At 71.2% G+C, this 19,177-nt stretch carries 20 protein-coding genes; 11 read left to right on the top strand and 9 right to left on the bottom strand.

The window, feature by feature from the left end:
• Window positions 1-67: 67 nt before the first annotated feature.
• Window positions 68-412 (bottom strand): HIT domain-containing protein, encoded by a 345-nt coding sequence (locus tag V5E28_RS03105; RefSeq protein WP_336204758.1) that lies wholly within the window; start codon window positions 410-412, stop codon window positions 68-70.
• 295 nt (window positions 413-707) lie between these two features.
• Here V5E28_RS03105 and V5E28_RS03110 point away from each other — a divergent pair, with 295 nt between their 5' ends.
• Both V5E28_RS03110 and V5E28_RS03115 read left to right on the top strand, forming a co-directional pair.
• Window positions 708-1,220 carry a SigE family RNA polymerase sigma factor gene (locus tag V5E28_RS03110; RefSeq protein WP_336204916.1) on the top strand — a complete coding sequence of 171 codons (513 nt, stop codon included), beginning with the start codon at window positions 708-710 and terminating at the stop codon, window positions 1,218-1,220.
• A complete protein-coding gene (locus V5E28_RS03115; protein ID WP_336204760.1) occupies window positions 1,217-1,861 on the top strand; it encodes a hypothetical protein in 645 nt (214 codons plus the stop codon). Before V5E28_RS03110 ends, V5E28_RS03115 begins: the two co-directional genes overlap by 4 nt.
• 9 nt (window positions 1,862-1,870) lie before the next feature.
• Here the strand turns inward: V5E28_RS03115 and V5E28_RS03120 are convergent, their stop codons facing one another.
• Window positions 1,871-2,596, bottom strand: a complete 726-nt coding sequence (locus tag V5E28_RS03120) for a 16S rRNA (uracil(1498)-N(3))-methyltransferase (protein ID WP_336204762.1) — start codon at window positions 2,594-2,596, stop codon at window positions 1,871-1,873.
• A 108-nt stretch (window positions 2,597-2,704) separates the two neighbouring features.
• On the opposite strand from V5E28_RS03120, the gene V5E28_RS03125 reads away from it, so the two are divergent.
• Window positions 2,705-4,588 carry a sensor histidine kinase gene (locus V5E28_RS03125; RefSeq protein WP_336204764.1) on the top strand — a complete coding sequence of 628 codons (1,884 nt, stop codon included), beginning with the start codon at window positions 2,705-2,707 and terminating at the stop codon, window positions 4,586-4,588.
• Here V5E28_RS03125 and dnaJ read toward each other — a convergent pair.
• From dnaJ to V5E28_RS03140, 3 genes are all read right to left on the bottom strand, one after another.
• Complete coding sequence (gene dnaJ / locus V5E28_RS03130) at window positions 4,575-5,714, bottom strand: molecular chaperone DnaJ (RefSeq protein WP_336204766.1); 1,140 nt, start codon at window positions 5,712-5,714, stop codon at window positions 4,575-4,577. The two genes, V5E28_RS03125 and dnaJ, sit on opposite strands and share 14 nt — an antisense overlap.
• An 11-nt stretch (window positions 5,715-5,725) precedes the next feature.
• Window positions 5,726-6,745 carry a heat-inducible transcriptional repressor HrcA gene (hrcA, locus tag V5E28_RS03135; RefSeq protein WP_336204768.1) on the bottom strand — a complete coding sequence of 340 codons (1,020 nt, stop codon included), beginning with the start codon at window positions 6,743-6,745 and terminating at the stop codon, window positions 5,726-5,728.
• 193 nt (window positions 6,746-6,938) lie between these two features.
• Window positions 6,939-7,361, bottom strand: a complete 423-nt coding sequence (locus V5E28_RS03140) for a hypothetical protein (protein ID WP_336204770.1) — start codon at window positions 7,359-7,361, stop codon at window positions 6,939-6,941.
• 27 nt (window positions 7,362-7,388) lie between these two features.
• On the opposite strand from V5E28_RS03140, the gene V5E28_RS03145 reads away from it, so the two are divergent.
• Genes V5E28_RS03145 through V5E28_RS03155 form a run of 3 tightly spaced genes read left to right on the top strand, consistent with a single transcriptional unit; the run spans window position 7,389 to window position 9,873 of the window.
• Window positions 7,389-7,949: a hypothetical protein gene (locus V5E28_RS03145; RefSeq protein ID WP_336204771.1), complete on the top strand. Its 561-nt coding sequence runs from the start codon at window positions 7,389-7,391 to the stop codon at window positions 7,947-7,949.
• Window positions 7,950-7,966: 17 nt separating this feature from the next.
• Window positions 7,967-8,776, top strand: coding sequence for a DUF3097 domain-containing protein (locus V5E28_RS03150; RefSeq protein WP_336204772.1), 810 nt, complete (start codon window positions 7,967-7,969; stop codon window positions 8,774-8,776).
• Complete coding sequence (locus V5E28_RS03155) at window positions 8,773-9,873, top strand: DUF4870 domain-containing protein (protein WP_336204773.1); 1,101 nt, start codon at window positions 8,773-8,775, stop codon at window positions 9,871-9,873. Before V5E28_RS03150 ends, V5E28_RS03155 begins: the two co-directional genes overlap by 4 nt.
• Here the strand turns inward: V5E28_RS03155 and hemW are convergent.
• Window positions 9,866-11,086, bottom strand: coding sequence for a radical SAM family heme chaperone HemW (hemW, locus tag V5E28_RS03160; RefSeq protein ID WP_336204774.1), 1,221 nt, complete (start codon window positions 11,084-11,086; stop codon window positions 9,866-9,868). The genes V5E28_RS03155 and hemW overlap by 8 nt on opposite strands.
• A 106-nt stretch (window positions 11,087-11,192) precedes the next feature.
• Between hemW and V5E28_RS03165 the strand changes: the two genes are divergently transcribed.
• Entirely contained in the window at window positions 11,193-12,455 is a 1,263-nt protein-coding gene (locus tag V5E28_RS03165) for a glycoside hydrolase family 18 protein (RefSeq protein WP_336204775.1), read from the top strand.
• Between the two features lie 120 nt (window positions 12,456-12,575).
• On the opposite strand, the gene V5E28_RS03170 is transcribed toward V5E28_RS03165, so the two are convergent.
• Both V5E28_RS03170 and V5E28_RS03175 read right to left on the bottom strand, forming a co-directional pair.
• Window positions 12,576-13,121, bottom strand: coding sequence for an MOSC domain-containing protein (locus V5E28_RS03170; protein ID WP_336204776.1), 546 nt, complete (start codon window positions 13,119-13,121; stop codon window positions 12,576-12,578).
• A gap of 128 nt (window positions 13,122-13,249) precedes the next feature.
• Entirely contained in the window at window positions 13,250-13,546 is a 297-nt protein-coding gene (locus V5E28_RS03175) for a hypothetical protein (RefSeq protein WP_336204777.1), read from the bottom strand.
• A 135-nt stretch (window positions 13,547-13,681) separates the two neighbouring features.
• Here V5E28_RS03175 and V5E28_RS03180 point away from each other — a divergent pair, with 135 nt between their 5' ends.
• Together V5E28_RS03180 and V5E28_RS03185 are read left to right on the top strand one after the other, a co-directional pair.
• Window positions 13,682-14,317 carry an ABC transporter ATP-binding protein gene (locus V5E28_RS03180; RefSeq protein ID WP_336204778.1) on the top strand — a complete coding sequence of 212 codons (636 nt, stop codon included), beginning with the start codon at window positions 13,682-13,684 and terminating at the stop codon, window positions 14,315-14,317.
• Window positions 14,314-15,828 carry a DUF6297 family protein gene (locus V5E28_RS03185; RefSeq protein WP_336204779.1) on the top strand — a complete coding sequence of 505 codons (1,515 nt, stop codon included), beginning with the start codon at window positions 14,314-14,316 and terminating at the stop codon, window positions 15,826-15,828. The genes V5E28_RS03180 and V5E28_RS03185 overlap by 4 nt, the downstream gene beginning before the upstream one ends.
• Before the next feature lie 43 nt (window positions 15,829-15,871).
• Here V5E28_RS03185 and lepA read toward each other — a convergent pair whose 3' ends face one another.
• Window positions 15,872-17,701 carry a translation elongation factor 4 gene (gene lepA / locus V5E28_RS03190; protein ID WP_336204780.1) on the bottom strand — a complete coding sequence of 610 codons (1,830 nt, stop codon included), beginning with the start codon at window positions 17,699-17,701 and terminating at the stop codon, window positions 15,872-15,874.
• A gap of 56 nt (window positions 17,702-17,757) precedes the next feature.
• On the opposite strand from lepA, the gene V5E28_RS03195 reads away from it, so the two are divergent.
• Window positions 17,758-18,747 (top strand): hypothetical protein, encoded by a 990-nt coding sequence (locus tag V5E28_RS03195; protein WP_336204781.1) that lies wholly within the window; start codon window positions 17,758-17,760, stop codon window positions 18,745-18,747.
• A 132-nt stretch (window positions 18,748-18,879) separates the two neighbouring features.
• Window positions 18,880-19,149, top strand: a complete 270-nt coding sequence (gene rpsT / locus V5E28_RS03200; protein WP_336204782.1) for a 30S ribosomal protein S20 — start codon at window positions 18,880-18,882, stop codon at window positions 19,147-19,149.
• Window positions 19,150-19,177 lie beyond the last annotated feature (28 nt).

Genomic DNA, 19,177 nt, shown 5'->3' on the forward strand with positions numbered 1-19,177 from the left:
CCCGGTCTGTTTGGCTGTGCTTCTCCACACATCGTAGCCGGGAGCAGCCGGATTGCTCGCGCCAATATCACCCGGGCGGCCACGTCAGGCCACGCCCGCCCAGGACGTGCGCGTGAACGTGGAAGACGGTCTGCCCGGCGGCGGGCCCGGTGTTGAACACGATCCGGTAGCCGGCCTCGGCCACGCCCTCCCCGACGGCCACCGCGTGGGCGGTCTTGAGCACCTCGTCGGCGAGCCCCGCGTCGGCCTCCGCCAGGGCGGCCGCGTCGGCGTGATGCTCCTTCGGGACGACCAGCACATGGGTGGGCGCCTGCGGGTTGTTGTCGCGGAACGCCAGCGCCCTGTCGGTCTCGAGAACGACCTCGGCCAGGATCTCCTTGGCCACGATCTTGCAGAAGAGGCAGTCGGTCACCCGATCACCTTACCGATAGGCCTCGCTAGCCCGCCCGGCTCTGACCTGGTGTGCCGCCCAGCCCCTGATCAGCGTTGCGAATCGGTAATCCGAACCGTCGTGACGCCCGAAGATCGGCGAGGTTAGGGTGTGTGTGCGACACTTCAACGAAAAAGACGATTCAGGGTCGGGCGAGGCCACCTGGCGAGGACACGACTGGGTCATGCCCCCTAAGGAACCGGAAGAGCGTAAACCCTCAGGCAAGGCCGCGCGTCCCACTGATGTGACCACCGAAACCCTCCTGGCCGACAGGTCCATGGGGGCGGTGCCGGTCGGGTGGGATGCCGACGTGGCCGTGACCGCGCTTTACAGCGCGCACTTTCGGTCATTGGTGCGTCTCGCCGTGTTGCTGGTACGCGACATGGCAACCGCGGAGGAAGTCGTGCAGGACGCGTTCGTCGCCATCCATGGCGCCTGGCGCAGACTGCGTGACCCCGACAAAGCACTCGCCTACCTGCGTCAATCCGTCGTCAACAGGTCCCGTTCCGTGCTGCGTCACCGCGCGGTCGTCGAGAAGTACGCACCCAAGGGGCTGCCCGATGCGCCCAGTGCCGAAAACGGCGCGATCGGTGAGCTGGAACGCTCCGCCGTCATCGAGGCACTGAGATCCCTGCCGGCACGTCAGAGAGAGGCACTGGTCCTTCGCTACTACGGTGATCTGTCCGAGGCTGAGATCGCCCACGCCATGGGCATCAGCAAGGGCGCGGTCAAGAGCCACACGGCACGTGGCATGGCCGCCTTGCGATCCGTCCTGGAGAAAATGTCATGACCCAGCCCCCCGACGAGCACGGCGACATCCTGCGCCGTGCGCTCCGCGCGGAGGCGGACGCGGTCGTACCCTCGCCGGAAGGATTGGAGATCATCCGGGCCCGCATCGAGCGGCGCGGAGTGCGCAACCTGTTCTGGTGGCGCGCGGGCGCCGCGGCCGCCAGCGCGGTGCTGGTGGCGGGCACCATCGTGATGGTGGTCCCGGAGCTGCGCCAGCGCGTGATCGAGCAGCCCTATCAGGAGGTGCGCAGCACCTCCAGCAGCACGCCTCCGGCCAAGTCCTCGACCAGCCGACCCCCGTCGCCCAAGTCGACCGTCCGCGACGACGTGCCGCCGTCGCCGGTCGTCCCCGACCCGATCACTTCACCGCCCCGGCAACCCGCGTCGGAGACGGCCAAGTCGACCAGCAAGCCCACGCCCACCCCGACGCCCACCCCCTGCCCGTCGGCCGCCGAGGAGCAGGTGGAGCCGCCGTCCGACTGTCCCACGGCCACCCCGACCCCCACCCCCACGCCGACGTTCTCCGATACGGAGATCCCGGCCACGTCGTGCCCCGCCGAGGAGTGCCCCCCGGGCGACGCCGTCCCCACGCCGACGGACGTTTCCAGCCCGCTGCTGGGCACACCCCCCGCCGCTCCGTGACCTGATCCCTCACCAGCGGCCGGTCCTGGCGAGCAGCACCGCCGCCGCCGCCACTCCCGCCGTCGAGGTGCGCAGCACCGTCGGGCCGAGCAGCACCGGCAGCGCCTTCGCCCCCCGGAACGCGGCGAGCTCCTGATCCGACACCCCGCCCTCGGGTCCCACCACCACGACGATGTCGCCGCCGGCCGGCAGCGCCACCCGCGACAGCGGCTCGGCCGCCTCCTCGTGCAGCACCAGGCCCAGGGCCGCGCCAGTCAGCAGCGCCTCCACCCGGGCGGTCGACGCCGGCTCCGTCACCTCGGGCAGATGGAAGCGGCGCGCCTGCTTGCCCGCTTCGCGCGCCGTCGACCGCCACCGGTGCAGCGCCTTGGCGACCTTGTCGCCCTTCCACTGGGTGATGCTCCGCGAGGCCGCCCACGGCACGATCACGTCCACGCCCGCCTCGGTCATCATCTCCACGGCCAGCTCGCCCCTGTCGCCCTTCGGCAACCCCTGGACGACGACCAGCCTGGGCTGCGGGGCCGCGACCTCGTACCGCGCCAGCACGTCCAGCGTGAGCGCGTCCTTGCGCACCTCCCGCACCACGCACTCGGCCACCGAGCCCGCCCCGTCGGTCAGGTCGACCCGCTCGCCCTCCCGCAGGCGCCGGGCCGCGGCGGCGTGCCGCCCCTCGGGCCCGTCGAGCACCAGCTCGGACCCGCTCAGATCCGCCGCGAGGAACACCGGAACCGTCACCCCAGGCACTCCAGATTCTTGACGTTATGCAGCCAAGCGAACACGTAGCGCAATATCGTGTCACGTGCAGTCGCACTTTCCTGAGTCACTTTACGAGGGGTCAGCGCGATGACCGTCTCCCGCCGGCTCCCCTGGCCGCCGCCCGTCAGGGCGCGCCTCGCCCTGCCGCTGGCCGTCTCGACGCTCCTGCTGATAGCCGGCCTGGGAGCGGGCGCCGCGGACCGGTGGCGCACCAGGGATGAGGCCGCCGCGACCGCCCGCCACGCCGGCCGGGTGCTCGCCACGCAGGAGCTGATCCACTCGCTCCAGCGCGAGCGCGGCCTCACCGTGGGACTGCTCGCCGGTGACACCCGGTTCGCGGCCGAGCTGGACTCCGGACGCCGCGCCACGGACCGGGCCAGGGCCAGGCTCGACGCGCTGACACCCGGCGTGCGCGACCCGCTCGCGGGCCTGCGGGCGGCGCGCTCCGGCACCGCCACCGCGCAGACGGCCTTCGCCTCGTTCACGGGGGCGATCTCGGCCCTGCTGGACGCCTCCGCCGCCGGGCCGGGGCGCGGCGATCCGGCGCTGGCGCGCGGACTGCAGGCGCTGGAGGCCATCAGCAGAGCCAAGGAGGAGGCCTGCCAGGAGCGAGCCACCATCACGGGGGCGTTCGCGGCGGGCTCGTTCACCCCTGAGAGCCACCTCGGCCTCCTCCAGATGCGCGCCGCCAAGGCGGACGCCTTCGCCAGGTTCGAGCGGCTGGCCACCCCGGCGGGCAAGGCGGCCCTGGCCGGCGCCCAGCACAGCGGCCGGACGGCCCGGGTCGCCGCGATGGAGCTGGAGGCCGTCGAGGGCGGCACGGCGCTGTCGGTGAGCCCACGTGCCTGGCATACCGCGACCACCGCCTACGACGACGCCCTGAGGAGCGTGCAGCAGTCGGTGACGGAGGAGGTGCGCGCGCTGGCCCTGGCGGCCGAGGAGCGCGGCACCCGGCACCTGACCGTGCTCGGCTCGCTGGGGGCCGCGCTGGTCCTGGGCATGCTCGTGCTCGGCGCGCTCACCGCCCGCTCGATCCTGCGCCCCCTGCGGCGCCTGGCCGGCCAGGCGGGCGAGCTGGCCGACCACGTCGCCCGCGTCGAGGACGGCCTCCCGCCGTCCGGCGACCCTCCCGCCGGCCCCGGCGTCCCCGCGCTGCCCTGGGCCGGCCGCCGCGACGACGAGTTCGCGGAGGTGGCCGGCGCGCTCGGCGACATGCACCGCAGCGCCGTACGGATGGCGGCCGAGCGGACGGCACTGCGGCGCGACACCACCGAGTCGCTGGTCGACCTCGGCGTGCGCCACCGCAACCTGGTGCACCGCCAGCTCAGCTTCATCAGCGTGCTGCAGCGCAACGAGTCCGACCCCGCCACCCTGGCCAGGCTCTGCGAGCTGGACCGCCTGACGAGCCGCATGCGCCGCAACGCCGAGAGCCTGCTGGTCCTGGCCGGCAAGCGGGGACCGCGCCGCTCGTCGGAGCCCGTCCCGGTGGCCGACGTGCTGCGCCTGGCCCTGACCGAGGTCGAGGACCACCACCGGGTCACGCTGCGCGTGGTGGACGGCGCGCCGCTCAGGGGCGCGGTCGTGGCCGAGGTGGCCCACCTGCTGGCCGAGCTGGTGGAGAACGCGCTGACCTTCTCGCCACCCGATTCGCAGGTGGAGGTGTGGGCACGCGCCGACGACGGCGAGTGCCGCATCACCATCACCGATCACGGCGTCGGCATGACCACCGAGGAGCTGGCCACGTCCAACGCCCGGCTACGCGGCGAGGAGAGCTTCCTGGTGGCCCCCACCCGGTGCCTGGGCCACCACGTGGTGGGCAGGCTGGCCGAGCGGCTCGGCGTCAGGGTGTGGCTGCACGAGTCGCTCCGCTGCGGCGTCACCGCGCGGGTGGCGCTCCCGGAGGAGCTGATGGCGGTGGCGCCGCGGCCCGAGCAGCCGCCAGAGCTGCTCGGCGGCCTCAGCGCCCGTTGAAGGCGTCGCGCAGCCGCGAGAAGAAGCCCTGCTGGCCCGGGGCGAACTTGCCCGGCGGGCGCTCCTCGCCGCGCAGCTTGGCCAGCTCGCGCAGCAGCTCCTCCTGGGCGGTGTCGAGGCGGTGCGGGGTCTCGACGTTCACGTGGATGAGCAGGTCGCCCCGGCCCGTCTCGTTGAGCCGCTGCACGCCGCGCCCGTACATGGTGATGACCTGGCCCGACTGCGTGCCCGGCCGGACGTCGATCTCCTCGGCGCCGTCGAGCGTCTCGACGGTGAGGATGGTGCCGAGCGCGGCGGCCGTCATCGGGATCTGGACGGTGCAGTGGAGGTCGTCGCCGCGCCGTTCGTAGATCTCGTGCGGGCGCTCGACGATCTCCAGGAAGAGGTCTCCGGGCGGGCCGCCGCCGGGGCCGACCTCGCCCTCGCCGGCGAGCTGGATGTGGGTGCCGTCCTCGACGCCCGCGGGGATGCGCACCTTGATCGTGCGGCGGGTGCGCACCCGGCCGTCGCCGGAGCACTCCTGGCACGGGTGGCGGATGATGCTGCCGAAGCCGCCGCACTGCGGGCATGGCCGCGAGGTCATGACCTGGCCCAGGAACGACCGGGTGACCTGCGAGATCTCACCGCGGCCGTTGCACATGTCACAGGTGTCGGGGTGGGTGCCCGGCGCCGCGCCGGCGCCCTGGCACACCTCGCACATCACGGCCGTGTCGACGACCAGCTCGCGGGTGGTGCCGAACGCGGTCTCGCGCAGGTCGAGCTCGACCCGGATGGTCGCGTTGCGGCCCCTGCGGGCGCGGCTTCGCGGACCGCGCGCGCCGGCGGCGGTGCCGAAGAAGGCGTCCATGATGTCGCTGAACGGGAACCCCGCGCCGAAGCCGCCGGCGCCGGCCGCCGCGCCCGCGCCGCCGAACGGGTCGCCGCCCAGGTCGTACATCTGGCGCTTGCTCGGATCCGACAGCACCTCGTAGGCCTGCGTGATCTCCTTGAACCGCTCTTGGGTGGCGGGATCGGGATTCACGTCAGGGTGCAGCTCGCGAGCCAGCCGGCGATAGGCCTTCTTGATCTCGTCCTGACTGGCGTCACGGCGCACCCCGAGGGTGGCGTAGTAGTCGCTGTTTGCCACTTATCGACCTCTTAAGATGCAGCCAGGATCTGGCTGACGTAGCGTGCCACCGCGCGCACGGCGCCCATCGTCACGGGGTAGTCCATCCTCGTGGGACCCAGCACGCCGAGCCGGGCCAGTTGGTTGTCGCCTGAACCGTATCCCGTTGCGACGATGGACGTGCCGCGGAGTCCGGTGTAGGCGTTCTCCGATCCGATGCGCACGGTGAGCGCGGACGGGGTGTCTGTGGATGTCTCGCCGAGCAGCCGCATGAGCACGACCTGCTCCTCCAGCGCCTCGAGCACGTCGCGCAGCCCGACGCTGAAGCCGGCTCCGGCGAGGTTGGCGGCACCGGCGAAGACGATCTTCTCGTCGTGGCGCTCGACGAGCGTTTCGAGGAGGACGGACAGGATCGTCGCCACGGCGGGACGATCCTCGGCCGGCAGCCGCTCGGGCAGGTCGGCCACCAGGTCGGGCACGTTGCCCAGCCCGCAGCCGTCGAGACAGCTGTTGAGCACCGCGCGCAGGTGCGCGATGCGGGTGTCCTCCACCACTTCGGGCAGCTCGATCACGCGCTGCTCGACGCGGCCGGTGTTGGTGATCAGCACCAGCATGACGCGCCGCTCGGTGAGCGGCACGAGCTCGACGTGACGCACCGTGGAGCGGGTCAGCGTCGGATACTGCACGACGGCGACCTGCCTGGTCAGCTGCGCGAGCAGCCGCACCGTGCGGGTCACCACGTCGTCGAGGTCCACCGCGCCCGCCAGGAAGGTCTCGATCGCCCTGCGCTCGGCTCCGGACAGCGGCTTGATCTGGGAGAGCCTGTCCACGAACAGGCGATATCCCTTGTCCGTCGGCACCCGCCCGGCGCTGGTGTGCGGCTGGGTGATGTACCCCTCCTCCTCCAGCGCGGCCATGTCGTTTCTGACCGTCGCCGGCGAGACCTTCAGGTTGTGACGCTCGGCGAGCGCCTTGGAGCCCACCGGTTCGTTGGTCGACACGTAATCTTCGACAATGGCGCGAAGCACCGCGAGTTTACGATCGTCGAGCACGTGCGCACCTCCTACCGCTGCCTTACGGGAAACGCCAGGTCTAGCACTCTGTGTTCCCGAGTGCCAAGTGTACGGCTCTCACTCACAAGGTGCGATAACGCCGTGGGCTCACCGCTGCTGGCGTGCGTGAATAACAAGCCTCACACTTGCCGACATGACCGACAAATCACACCCTCCGCCATACGGTCCCCCGTCAGAGCCGGGGCATTCCTCCGACGAGCCACCACAATCCTCCCCGTACGGCCCGCCACCGCAGGGACAGCCCGACCAGTACGGCCCACCACCGCAAGGACAGCCGCAGCCGTACGGTCAGCCACCCCCGCACGGGCAGCCGCCACCGTACGGGCCACCACCCCAGTACGGCCCACCACCGCAGTACGCGCAACCCCCTCAATACGCGCAACCACCGCAGTACGGCCAGGGACCACCGCAGTACGGCCAGGCACCGCTGTTCGACCAGAGCGGACCCCAGCAGTACGGCCAGAGCGGGCCCCAACAGAGCGGACCCCAGCAGTACGGCCAGAGCGGGCCCCAGCAGAGCGGGCCCCAGCAGTACGGCCAGCCCGCCTTCGACCAGCCTGCCTTCGACCAGCCTGCCTTCGACCAGTTCGGCCAACCGTTCCAGCCGCCGTTCGCGCCGCCCGTGGACCCGAAGGCGGTCAGGCCCCGGTTGCGGTGGATCGGCGTCGCCTGGGGGCTCGCCGTCGCGTGCATCGTCGCAGGCGTGATCCTCTCCGTCAGCGGTTTGGTCAACAGTGTGGAGAGCGTGGCGCCGACCAAGACCTTCACCGCCGGCGAGCGGGCCGTCGTGTCGCTCGACCCGGCCGACGCCCCCGTCGTCTACCTCGCCAGCGACACGCGGGTGCACTACCAGTGCCAGATCTCCGGCGGCCCCGGCCGGGCCACCCTGTTGCCGGTGTCCGGCACGCAGAACCTCACGCTGGAGGGCACGAAGTGGCAGCAGGTCCTGCGAATCAACGCGCCCGCCGCGGGCGACTACCAACTCACCTGCATCACCCAGGAGCAGGCGGACGTGCGGTTCGGCGTCGGCCGTGACGTGACCGCCGCCGTGGGCGGGGTCCTGGGCGGGGTGGCGTTGCTGGTGCTCGTCCCCGGAGTCTGCGTGCTCGCCGCGATCATCGTGACGATCGTGGTGCTGGTACGCCGCAGCAGCCACCGGAAGCGCCTTGCAGTCAGAGGGTGATTTGCTACGGTCCCCGTGTGTACGAGGGTGATGTTCTCGCGGGAAACTGGCGGCGCCCGGGCAAGGGCAAGATTCCCCAGGTGCCGGCCGAGCCGGATCTGGTCGTGGAAGACGCCGACAGCGGCTTCTGCGGCGCCGTGGTGGCCTGCGACAAGGAGGCGGTCACCCTGGAGGACCGCTTCGGCAGGCGCCGGCTGTTCCCGCTCGAGCCCGCCGCGTTCCGGCTGGAGGGCAAGGTCGTGACGCTGGTACGGCCACAGGCCGCCACGGCGCGGGCCCCGAGGCGCAGCGCGTCCGGCTCGATCGCCGTGGAGGGGCTGCGCGCCAGGGTGGCCAGGCAGAGCCGCATCTATGTCGAAGGCGTGCACGATGCCGCGCTGGTGGAGAAGATCTGGGGCCACGACCTGCGCGTCGAGGGCGTCGTGGTCGAGTATCTGGAGGGCGTGGACGATCTGCCGGAGATCGTCGACGAGTTCGCGCCCGAGCCGGGTCGCCGGCTCGGCGTCCTCGTCGACCACCTGGTGGCGGGCTCCAAGGAGAGCCGCATCGCCGCCCGGGTGACCTCTCCGCACGTGCTCGTGGTCGGTCACCCGTTCATCGACATCTGGCAGGCGGTCAAGCCGTCCTCGGTCGGGATCCCGGCCTGGCCGGACGTGCCGCGAGGGGTGCCGTGGAAGGAAGGCGTGATCGCCGCGCTGGGCTGGCGCGTGGAGCCGGCCGACGCGTGGCGGCGCATCCTCGGCGCCGTCTCCAGCTACGCGGACCTGGAGCCCGAACTCCTCGGCCGGGTAGAGGAACTCATCGACTTCGTAACGGAGGCATCATGAGCCAGGACCCGCACCCCCCACCGGACGACGACGCGACGGTCCGCATCCCCGGCGCCCGTTCCTCGGGCCGGCAGGACCCCGCCCCGCCCGACCCCGGCCTCCAGCCCGGCTCCACCGCCGAGCAGCCCGGCTCCACCGCCGAGCCCGACCCGGACACCCAGCCGGGCCAAAATCCCCAGCCTGACCCGGATGCCCAGCCGGGCCCGGTTCCCCAGCCCACCTCGGGCGCCCAGCCCACTTCGGGCGCCCAGCCCACCTCGGGCGCGCAGCCCACTCCCGCAGCCCACCCCGACCATGGCGATCGGCCCGGTCCTGGCGGCCAGTCCGGTCCTCAGCCCGAGCACAGTCCGCAGGGTGGCCGGGCAGACCAACCCGAGCCAAGCGCCCACCCCACCCCAGGCCCCGCCCCTCAGCCGGGCTCCCAGCCCGAATCCCAACCCGGCTCCCCGTACAACCCACAGCCCGACTCTCAGCCCGGCCCCGACTCTGAGTCACAGCCCCGCCATCAGTACGACCCACAGCCCGGCCCCCAGCCCGAGTCGCGGCCCGGCTTCCCGTACACCCCTCAGCCCCCGCAGTACGGCTTCCAGCCTGGGCAGGAGCCTCAGCCCGGTTACGGCTACGGTCAGCCACCGCCGCCGCCCGGGTACGCCCCACCGCCGCCCGGATACGCGCCGCCGCCCGGATACGCACCACCACCCGGATACGCGCCGCCGCCGGGGTACGCGGGTCCGCCGCAACGTCAGCCGCACACACCCGGCAGGTACGGCCCGCGTCCGGGTAGCGACGACACCACCATGGCCATGGTGGCGCACCTGCTCGGCCTGCTCATCTCGTGGGTCGGCCCGCTGGTCCTCTACCTGGTGAAGAAGGACGAGTCCCCGTATGTCAGGGACCAGGCGGCCGAGGCGCTCAACTTCCAGATCACCGTGTTCATCGGCTACATGGTGGCCGGCGTCCTGGCGATCGTCCTGATCGGGTTCCTGCTGATCCCGGTCGTCTGGGTCGTGTCGCTGATCTTCCAGATCCAGGCCGCCATAGCCGCCAACCAGGGCGCGAACTACCGCTACCCGGTCAGCATCCGGCTGATCAGCTGAGCAGGTCGCGCACCAGCGCGTCGGCGAGCAGCCGCCCGCGCAGGGTGAGCACCATCAGGCCGGTCTTGAACGCCTCCGGCTCCAGCAGCCCCTCGGCCAGGGCCGCGGCGACTCGCGTGCGCGCCCGAGGGGCGACGTCGGCGAGCGGGTAACCGGATGACAGCCTGAGCTCCAGCATGAGGCGCTCGGTGACGCGGTCGTCGGCGGTCAGTTCCTCGCGGGCGTGCGCGGGCGAGACGCCCTCGGCGAGGCGCTGGGCGTAGGGGGCGGGGTGTTTGACGTTCCACCAGCGGGTGCCGCCGACGTGGCTGTGCGCGCCGGGGCCGACGGCCCACCAGTCGCCGCCGGTCCAGTAGAGCAGGTTGTGGCGGCAGCGGGCGTCGTCGGAGGTGGCCCAGTTGGACACCTCGTACCAGCGGAATCCGGCCTCGGCCAGCATCGCGTCGGCGATCAGGTAGCGGTCGGCGGCCACGTCGTCGTCGGGCATCGGCAGCTCGCCGCGGCGGATCCTGGCCGACAGCCGAGTGCCCTCCTCGACGATGAGCGAGTAGGCCGAGACATGGTCGGGCTCGGCGGCGACCGCGGCCGCCAGCGAGGCGCGCCAGTCGTCGTCGGACTCTCCCGGCGTGCTGTAGATCAGGTCGAGGTTGACGTGCTCGAACCCGGCCTTGCGCGCCTCCAGCACGGCCTGCGCGGCCCTGCCCGGCGTGTGCTGGCGGTCGAGCACCTTCAGCACGTGCTCGCGGGCGCTCTGCATGCCGAAGCTGACCCGGTTGAAGCCGCCTGCGCGGAGTCTTTCCAGATAGTGCGGATCGACGGACTCGGGGTTCGCCTCCGTCGTCACCTCCGCGCCCGCTTTCAGCCCGAACTCGGCGTCGATCGCCGCCAGGATCCTGGCCAGGTCCTCGGCCGGCAGCAGCGTCGGCGTGCCACCGCCGAAGAACACCGTCTCGACCGGAAGATCCACCTCGCCGAGGACCCGGCGTGCGAGCCGTATCTCCGCGATCGCGGTGTCGGCGTAGTCGCGGTGCGAGGCGCCGGGACCGAGCTCGGTGGCGGTGTAGGTGTTGAAGTCGCAGTAGCCGCAGCGTGTCACGCAGAACGGGACGTGCACGTAGAAGCCGAACGGCCGCTCGCCGAGGCCGAGCAGGGCGCTGTCCGGCAGCTCGCCGGAAGCGGGCGCGGGATCTCCGTCAGGCAACGTGGATGGCACGCCTACCAGTGTGCCCGCTGCCATTGACTGCCCGATCCGGTGGCTCTACGATCCGGGCAACTTATAGGAAAGTTTCCTATAAGAATCCTCCCGGGAGGCGCCCTCCGTGAAGAAGCTTCTCATCGCACTCTCCCTCTTACTCAGCCTCACGGCGGTCGCGGTGCCGGCCCAGGCCCAGGTCCAGACAGGCAAGGACGCCCGTTTCAAGCGGGTCGCCTACTTCATCCAGTGGGGCGTCTACGGGCGCAACTATCACGTCAAGGACATGGACACCAGCGGCGCCGCCGCCAAGCTCACCCATGTCAACTACGCCTTCGGCTTCGTCAACCCCGAAGGCGCCTGCTACTCGGCCGACCCGTGGGCCGACTGGCAGCGCCCCGTCCCCGCCGAGCAGAGCGTGGACGGCGTGGCCGACGAGACCGGCCAGGCGCTCAACGGCAACCTCAACCAGCTCCGCAAGCTCAAGGCCAAGCACCCCGGCCTCAAGGCCCTCATCTCGCTGGGCGGCTGGACGGGCTCGAAGTACTTCTCCGACGCCGTGCTCACCCCCGAGTCCCGCGCCGAACTCGCCCGATCCTGCGTCGACCTGTGGCTCCGCGGGAACCTCCCCGGCCTCGAACCGGGAGCGGGAGCAGGCGTGTTCGACGGCATCGACCTGGACTGGGAGTGGCCAGGCTCGTCAGGCGCCGAGGGCAACATCATCCGGCCCGAGGACAAGCGGAACTTCACCCTCTTCGTCGAGGAACTCCGCTCGCAGCTCACGGCGTTCTCCTCCAAGGCCCAGCTCACCGCCTTCCTCCCCGCCGCCGCGGCCAAGATCGACGCCGGCTTCGAGGTGCGGCGCGTCTTCGACCAGCTCGACTTCGCCACCATCCAGGGCTATGACCTGCGCGGCAGCTGGGAGACCCGGACCGGGCACAACGGCAACCTCTTCACCGACCGCCGCGACCCCAACGAGGTCCGCTACAGCGTCGACCAGACCGTCCGCGACTACCTGCGGCGCGGCGCCCCGGCCCGCAAACTCGTCATCGGCGTCCCCGCGTACGGCCAGGGCTGGACCGGCGTCACGGCCGGCGGCGACGGCCTCTACAAGCCGGCCGCCGGGCCCGCCCCCGGCAAGTGGGCGGCGGGCAGCGAGGACTACAAGGACCTGGTGACCAAGCCCGGCAAGCGCCACCGCGACCTGCGCACCGGCACGGTCTGGCTGTACGACGGCAACGAGTTCTGGTCGTACGACGACCCGGCGGTGCTGCTGCAGAAGGCGGCCTACATCCGCCTCAAGGGGCTGGGCGGCTCCATGATGTGGTCCATCGACCAGGACGACTCCCGCGCCTCCCTCACCTCGGCCCTCTACACGGTTCTCAGGTAGCCCTCCGCGCTCCGGCCCACCGCACGCTCTTGAGGCGGCGGGGGCCGGACGGCCCCGCTTCTCCTCGCGCGGATGCGCACGCGCCCGCGTCCGCGCGAGGTTCGGTCGCCCGGCCGGGCGTCAGAAGGCGGCCCCCAGGACGCGGGTGGCCACCCGGTCCCACTGGCTGTCGTGTCCGGGCACGGCCAGGATGCGGCGCAGCAGTTCCTCGTCCCCGTGATAGGCCAGGAACGACTCGGCGACCGTCACGCTCCCTTCGGGCCTGGAGACGACCTCCACCTCGTCGCCCACGCCCAGCTCCCCCAGCTCAACGACCTTCAGGTAAGCCCCCGGCCGCCCGGTCTCGGTGAACCGCTTGACCCAGCCCGGCTCGTCCAGCCAGTTGCGGAACACCACGCACGGCACCCGAGGCCCGCTCACCTCGAGGAGCGCGGTCCCGATCCGCCATCGCTCACCGATCAGCGCGCCGTTGACGTCGATGCCGGACGTCGTCAGGTTTTCACCGAACTGGCCGTCGCGCAGCTCGCGCCCGAGCTCCCGCTCCCACCAGTCGTAGTCCTCACGGGCATAGGAGTAGACGGCGTGGCCCGGCGCGCCATGATTCTTCTCGTCCGCACGCTCGTCGCCGGCCAGCCCGTTGGCGCCGACCGCCACGCGGTGCGTCACGGGCTGCTTGTCGATGGCCGTCCGCCCCAGCCTGCCCGCCCACTCAGCGTCAATCGCTTTTCCGACATTTACTGAAATAGCACGCATACCGCGACGGTAGCCCAGGAACGCGACAGCACCGCATGGGTTTACCGATTTGTCGCGTTGAGCTGGGAGTCGGCGTCGAAGTCGGCCAGCTGTAAGAGCGTCTCCAGGGCCGCCTGGCGTGTCTCCTCGACCGACTCGCCCCGCTCGCCGAAACAGTCCGCCGCCACGTCGAGCAGGGCCGTCACCACGGCGGCGTCGGGGAACGGTACATCCACCACGACCTTGCCGTCCTCCCCCACCTCCGCGGGCATCAGATGCAGCCGGATCAGCCTCCGCGTCTCCTCCGCCACGGCGACCCCCAGCACGGCAGCACGCTCGAATCGCTCAGCAGCAATCATGTCACCCTCCAGTCGCACAGGTGTTCGGATGACCCAAAGCTAGCCTCCGCCACCGACAGAATCCCCGTCCCGCACGGCGATCCGGCCGGATCGCCACTCCTGTCACATGGTGGCTAGGCTCGAACCGTGCGTCAGATGATCATCGCTGTCAGCGGCCTCTCCGTGGAGCTCGGCGGCAACCCGGTGCTGCGGGACATCGACCTGACCGTCGCCGCGGCGGAGCTGGTCACCGTGGTCGGCCCCAACGGATCCGGCAAGTCGACCCTCCTCCGCTGCCTGGCCGGGCTCCTGCCCGTCACCGGCGGCACGGTGGAGGTGTTCGGCGCGCCGCCCGCCGACGAGCCCGCCTTCTGGCGGCGGGCGGTGCTGGTGGGCGAGGAGCCGGCCTGGTATCCGGGGCTCACGGTCCGCGAGCACCTGGAGCTGACACGCACCGTGCACACCGGACCGCGCCTGACCGTGGACGCCGCACTGGGCCTGTTCGACCTGGCCGAGCGCGCCGACGCGCCGCCGCTGAACCTGTCGACCGGTCAGCGTCAGCGCCTCCTCCTCGCCACCGCGCTGCTGAGGCCCAGCGAGCTCCTGCTGCTCGACGAGCCGGAGCGCGGCCTCGACACCGGCTTCCGCGAGCGGCTGGCCGTACTGCTGGACGAGTACGCCGCCGAGGGCGGCGGCGTCGTCATGGCCACCCACGACCAGGCGCTAGCCGCGCGGGGCCGTCAGGTCTCACCGGCCGGCGGCCGGGTGAGCACCGCGAGAGGGACCACATGAGCACCCACCCTGCCGCCTCCGTGCGCGAGGTGCGGGCGTTCGTCCGTTCGCGGCGCCGCACCTCCCCCGGCCTGCTCGACGGCTACACGACCCTGTTCATGCTGGCGATGACCGTGGCGGTGCTGGGCCGGCCCGCCCTCGCCGCGGTGGAGGCGCTGGGCGGTCACGCGGACGTCACCAGGATGGGGGCCGGCACAGCGCTGCTGGCGCTGTCGCTGGCTGCGGCCCTGGCCGGGGCGCGGGCCCTGGGGCCGGTGCTGCTGTCCCCGTCCGACGCGGCGTGGCTCGTGCTGACACCTCTGGATCGCCGGGCGGTGCTCGCCCGCCCGGCGCGGGTCCTGGCGGTGCTCGCGCTGGTGGCGGGGGCCGTGCTGGGGCTGGCACTGCTGTCCGTGCTGGGCGCGCCCGACCAGCTCACGTGGCGGCTCGTCGGCGCGATGGTGCTGGGGATGTCCGCGAGCGCGGGCGGGATGGCGCTGGCCGTGCTCGGCCAGGCGTCCTCTTCGTGGCACGTGTGGCTCTCCACGGCGCTCGCGGTGCTCCTGGTGGTGGCCCTGGTCGCGGCGTTCGGGCCGGCGCGCGTGCCGCTCGCCGCCGCGGCGGGCGCGCCCCTGACGGCGGTGGCCGCCGCCGCTTCGGGCGCGGCGGCCCTCGCCGCTCTTCTGGTACGGCGTGCGTGGGTGATGCTCGGCCGGATGCCCGCCAGGTCCCTGCTGGCAGCCTCCACGAGGGCCGGGCATGTGGCGTCCGCGGCCGTGACGCTGGATCCAGGCGCGCTGACCTGGATCGCCGAGGACAACCACTGGCGGGCCCGCAAGCTGCGCTCGGCGCGGTGGCCGTCGATGCCCGCACCGCTCGCCATGGCGTGGCCGGACTGGCTCCGGCTGGCGCGCCGCCCGGCGCGGCTCGCGATGTTGGCGGCGTCCGCGGCGCTGCCCGCCGTACTCGCGCAGGCGGGCGCGCACGGCCCCGCGGTGGGCGTGAGCGTGCTGGCAGGGGGCCTGGCCGTGGCCGCAACCGGCGTGTCTGGGGCGCGCAGAGACGGCGACAACCCGGCGCTGGCGCGCCTGCTCGGCGTGGGGCCCCGCACCGCACTGCTGGCGCGCGCGCTGCTGCCCGCGGTGCTCGGCGGGGTGTGGACCGCGTCGGCGCTGGTGGTTGTCGAGCTCGCCCAGCCGGCCGTCCTGGGCGGTGCGGGCGGTGGCTGGTGGCTGTTCGGGCCGTTGACCGCGCCGGCGCTCGCAGCCGCCGCCCTGCGGATGGCCAGGAGGGCGCCGGTCGACCATTCGATGCCGGTCATCGAGATGGCGGGCGGCGCCATCCCGACAGGGCCGGTGTTCTGGGCGCTCACCGGAGTCGACCTGGCGCTGCTCGGCTGCCTGCCCGCCGCCATGGCCCTGACGACGCGGCCTGCGGGGATCACCGCTTTCCTGGTCGCCCAGGCGCTGGCAGGGGCTGCCGTGCTCGCCGCGTTCGTGCTGCGCGCGAGAGCCCGGCGAGGTGACGGGTAGCCCCGCTTCCAGCCGCGCCCGACGTCCTCGGACTCCGAGAGCGCTACTTCTTGGGCTTGTCGGCGCCGGAGTCGGTCGACAGAGCTGCGACGAAGGCCTCCTGGGGCACCTCGACGCGGCCGACCATCTTCATCCGCTTCTTGCCTTCCTTCTGCTTCTCCAGCAGCTTGCGCTTACGGGAGATGTCGCCGCCGTAGCACTTGGCCAGAACATCCTTGCGGATGGCGCGGATGTTCTCGCGGGCGATCACGCGGGCCCCGATGGCGGCCTGGATCGGCACCTCGAACTGCTGCCTGGGGATCAGCTCACGCAGCTTCTTGGCCATGTCGACGCCGTAGGCGTAGGCCTTGTCCTTGTGCACGATGGCGCTGAAGGCGTCGACCGGCTCGCCCTGCAGCAGGATGTCCACCTTGACGAGCTCCGACTCCTGCTCGCCCGCGGGCTCGTAGTCGAGCGAGGCGTAGCCGCGGGTGCGGGACTTGAGCTGGTCGAAGAAGTCGAAGATGATCTCGCCGAGGGGCAGCGTGTAGCGGATCTCGACGCGGTCCTCCGACAGGTAGTCCATGCCGAGGAGCTGGCCGCGCCTGCCCTGGCAGATCTCCATGATCACGCCGATGAACTCGGCCGGGGCCAGAATGGTCGACTTGGTGACCGGCTCGAAGACCTGCGCGATCTTGCCGCCGGTGGGGAACTCCGACGGGTTGGTGACGGTCAGCTCGCTGCCGTCCTCCATGACCACCCGGTAGACGACGTTGGGCGCGGTGGAGATCAGCGTCAGGCCGAACTCCCGCTCCAGCCGCTCACGGATGATCTCCATGTGCAGCAGGCCGAGGAAGCCGACGCGGAAGCCGAACCCGAGCGCGGCCGAAGTCTCCGGCTCGTAGATGAGCGAGGCGTCGTTGAGCTGGAGCTTGTCGAGCGCCTCGCGCAGCTCGGGATACTGGTCGCCGTCGATCGGATACAGGCCGGAGAACACCATGGGGCGGGGATGGTCGTAGCCCGCCAGCATCTCCTCGGCGGGCTTGACGACCGTGGTCACGGTGTCGCCGACCCGTGACTGGCGCACGTCCTTGACGCCGCTGATCAGGTAGCCCACCTCGCCGACGCCAAGTCCCAGCTCGGACACCTTGGGCTCGGGCGAGATGACGCCGATCTCCAGCGTCTCGTGCGCGGCCTTGGTGGACATCATGAGGATGCGCTCGCGCTTGCCCAGGTGGCCGTCGATCACCCGCAGGTAGGTCACGACGCCCCGGTAGGTGTCGTAGACGGAGTCGAAGATCAGCGCGCGGGCGGGCGCGTCGGCGTCGCCGACGGGCGGCGGAACCGTCTGGACCACGTGGTCGAGCAGCTCCCGCACGCCCACGCCGGTCTTGCCCGACACGCGCAGCACGTCGGACGGGTCGCAGCCGATCAGCCCGGCCAGCTCCTCGGCGAACTTCTCCGGCTGCGCCGCGGGCAGGTCGATCTTGTTGAGCACCGGGATGATGTGCAGGTCGTTGTTCATCGCCAGGTAGAGGTTGGCCAGCGTCTGCGCCTCGATGCCCTGCGCGGCGTCGACCAGCAGGATCGCGCCTTCACACGCCTGCAGCGACCGGGACACCTCGTAGGTGAAGTCGACGTGGCCCGGAGTGTCGATCATGTTGAGGACGTGCCCGTCCCAGGGCAGCCGCACGGCCTGCGACTTGATAGTGATGCCGCGCTCGCGCTCGATGTCCATCCTGTCGAGATATTGGGCGCGCATGGACCGGTCGTCGACCACGCCGGTGATCTGCAGCATCCGGTCGGCAAGGGTCGACTTGCCATGGTCGATGTGCGCGATGATGCAGAAGTTGCGGATCAACGCGGGGTCGGTCTGGCCAGGCTGAATGCGCACCGAAGTCCGTTTCGACAGGGTTGAGGTCAAGCAGTCTTTCATGGTGACATGCCCGGGTGATTGCCCGAACCGTCTTCCGCCGCGGCTTGCGCGTGCTCGCGCTCGCCTTGGCCATCCTGATCGCGCTGGTCGTCTTGGTCGCCGGCACGCTCCGTATCCAGTTTACCGGCGCGCCCGCGGACTGGGCGAAGAGCACCGGCAATGACGCCATGTGGCTGGGACACATGTGGGTCGACGGCCGCCGCACCGAGCCGGACGTGCAGCGGCTCGCCACACAGCTCCGCGCCACGGGCATCAGAGATCTGTACGTCCACTCCGGCCCTTTCAACCGGGACGGACGCCTAGATCCAGCCAAATACCCCAACGCCGGAAATTTCGTTAAATGGGTAAAAACGCACCTTCCCGGCGTCCGCGTCTCCGCCTGGCTCGGCCAGAAAGTCAACAACGTTCTGGACCTGGACGACCCCCGGCCCAGGCAGAACGTGCTGGACGGCGTCGCCGCCATCATGAAGATCGGCTACGACGGCATCCACTACAACTTCGAGCCCATCGGCGACGGCGACACCGATTTCCTGACCCTCCTCGACCAGACCAGGCGGCACACGAAGCTGCTGTCCACGTCCACCCCGCAACTTGAGCCGTACCCCGGCATGCGCCTGGCCGCCAGAGCCGCCCTCGACCACGACAAGTACTGGTCACATGGCTTCTTCCAGCAGGTCGTGGCCCGCGTCGACCAGGTCGCCGTCATGACGTACGACTCGGGCATGCCGCTGGGGTCGCTCTACGGCGGCCACGTCGCGCGGCAGGCGGAGGTGGCCCTCGACCTGGTGCCCGAGTCCAAGTGGGTGTTCCTAGGCGCACCGGCCTACCACGATCACGGCGTCTCCTGGAGTGACGCCGCGGAGAGCGTGGCCCTGGCCGCTCAGGGCGCCAAGCTGGCGCTGTCTGAACACGGCAGGCGCGAGCGGTTCGGCCTCGCGATGTACGTGGACTTCGCGGCGACCGAGGAGGACTGGCGGGAGTACGCGACGCAGTGGCTATCCTGAAAGTCCACAAACCCTGGTCGTTGATTTGAGCAGCCACCCGGGTTATTGGTAACCTGTTCACTTGCGTGTGGCGCGCCCTCTCATCGAGCCCGCGCGCCCATCCATCACCCAGACTTTCACCGAGGCTTCTTCGTGGCGAACATCAAGTCCCAGATCAAGCGCAACAGGCAGAACGAGAAGGCCCGCCTGCGCAACAAGGCGGTCAAGTCTTCCCTGAAGACGGCCGTCCGCAAGTTCCGCGAGGCTGCCGAGCAGGGCGACCTCGAGCAGGCCGTCGCGCTCCAGCGCGTCGCTGCCCGCCAGCTCGACAAGGCCGCCAGCAAGGGCGTCATCCACAAGAACCAGGCCGCCAACCGCAAGTCGGCGATCGCCAAGCAGACCGCGGCGCTTTCCGCCAAGTAGGTCTGCTGTCACCGGAGCGCCGCACTCC

The sequence above is a fragment of the Nonomuraea sp. LPB2021202275-12-8 genome, assembly GCF_037044575.1.
In the GTDB taxonomy this organism is placed as follows: domain Bacteria; phylum Actinomycetota; class Actinomycetes; order Streptosporangiales; family Streptosporangiaceae; genus Nonomuraea.

What these genes read in the sequence shown, in the direction of transcription:
- V5E28_RS03115 (WP_336204760.1), top strand. Translation starts at nt 1,217, where the DNA reads ATGACCCAGCCCCCCGACGAGCACGGCGACATCCTGCGCCGTGCGCTC.
- V5E28_RS03175 (WP_336204777.1), bottom strand. Translation starts at nt 13,546, where the DNA reads ATGATTGCTGCTGAGCGATTCGAGCGTGCTGCCGTGCTGGGGGTCGCC.
- V5E28_RS03180 (WP_336204778.1), top strand. Translation starts at nt 13,682, where the DNA reads ATGATCATCGCTGTCAGCGGCCTCTCCGTGGAGCTCGGCGGCAACCCG.
- V5E28_RS03125 (WP_336204764.1), top strand. Translation starts at nt 2,705, where the DNA reads ATGACCGTCTCCCGCCGGCTCCCCTGGCCGCCGCCCGTCAGGGCGCGC.
- V5E28_RS03155 (WP_336204773.1), top strand. Translation starts at nt 8,773, where the DNA reads ATGAGCCAGGACCCGCACCCCCCACCGGACGACGACGCGACGGTCCGC.
- V5E28_RS03110 (WP_336204916.1), top strand. Translation starts at nt 708, where the DNA reads ATGGGGGCGGTGCCGGTCGGGTGGGATGCCGACGTGGCCGTGACCGCG.
- V5E28_RS03185 (WP_336204779.1), top strand. Translation starts at nt 14,314, where the DNA reads ATGAGCACCCACCCTGCCGCCTCCGTGCGCGAGGTGCGGGCGTTCGTC.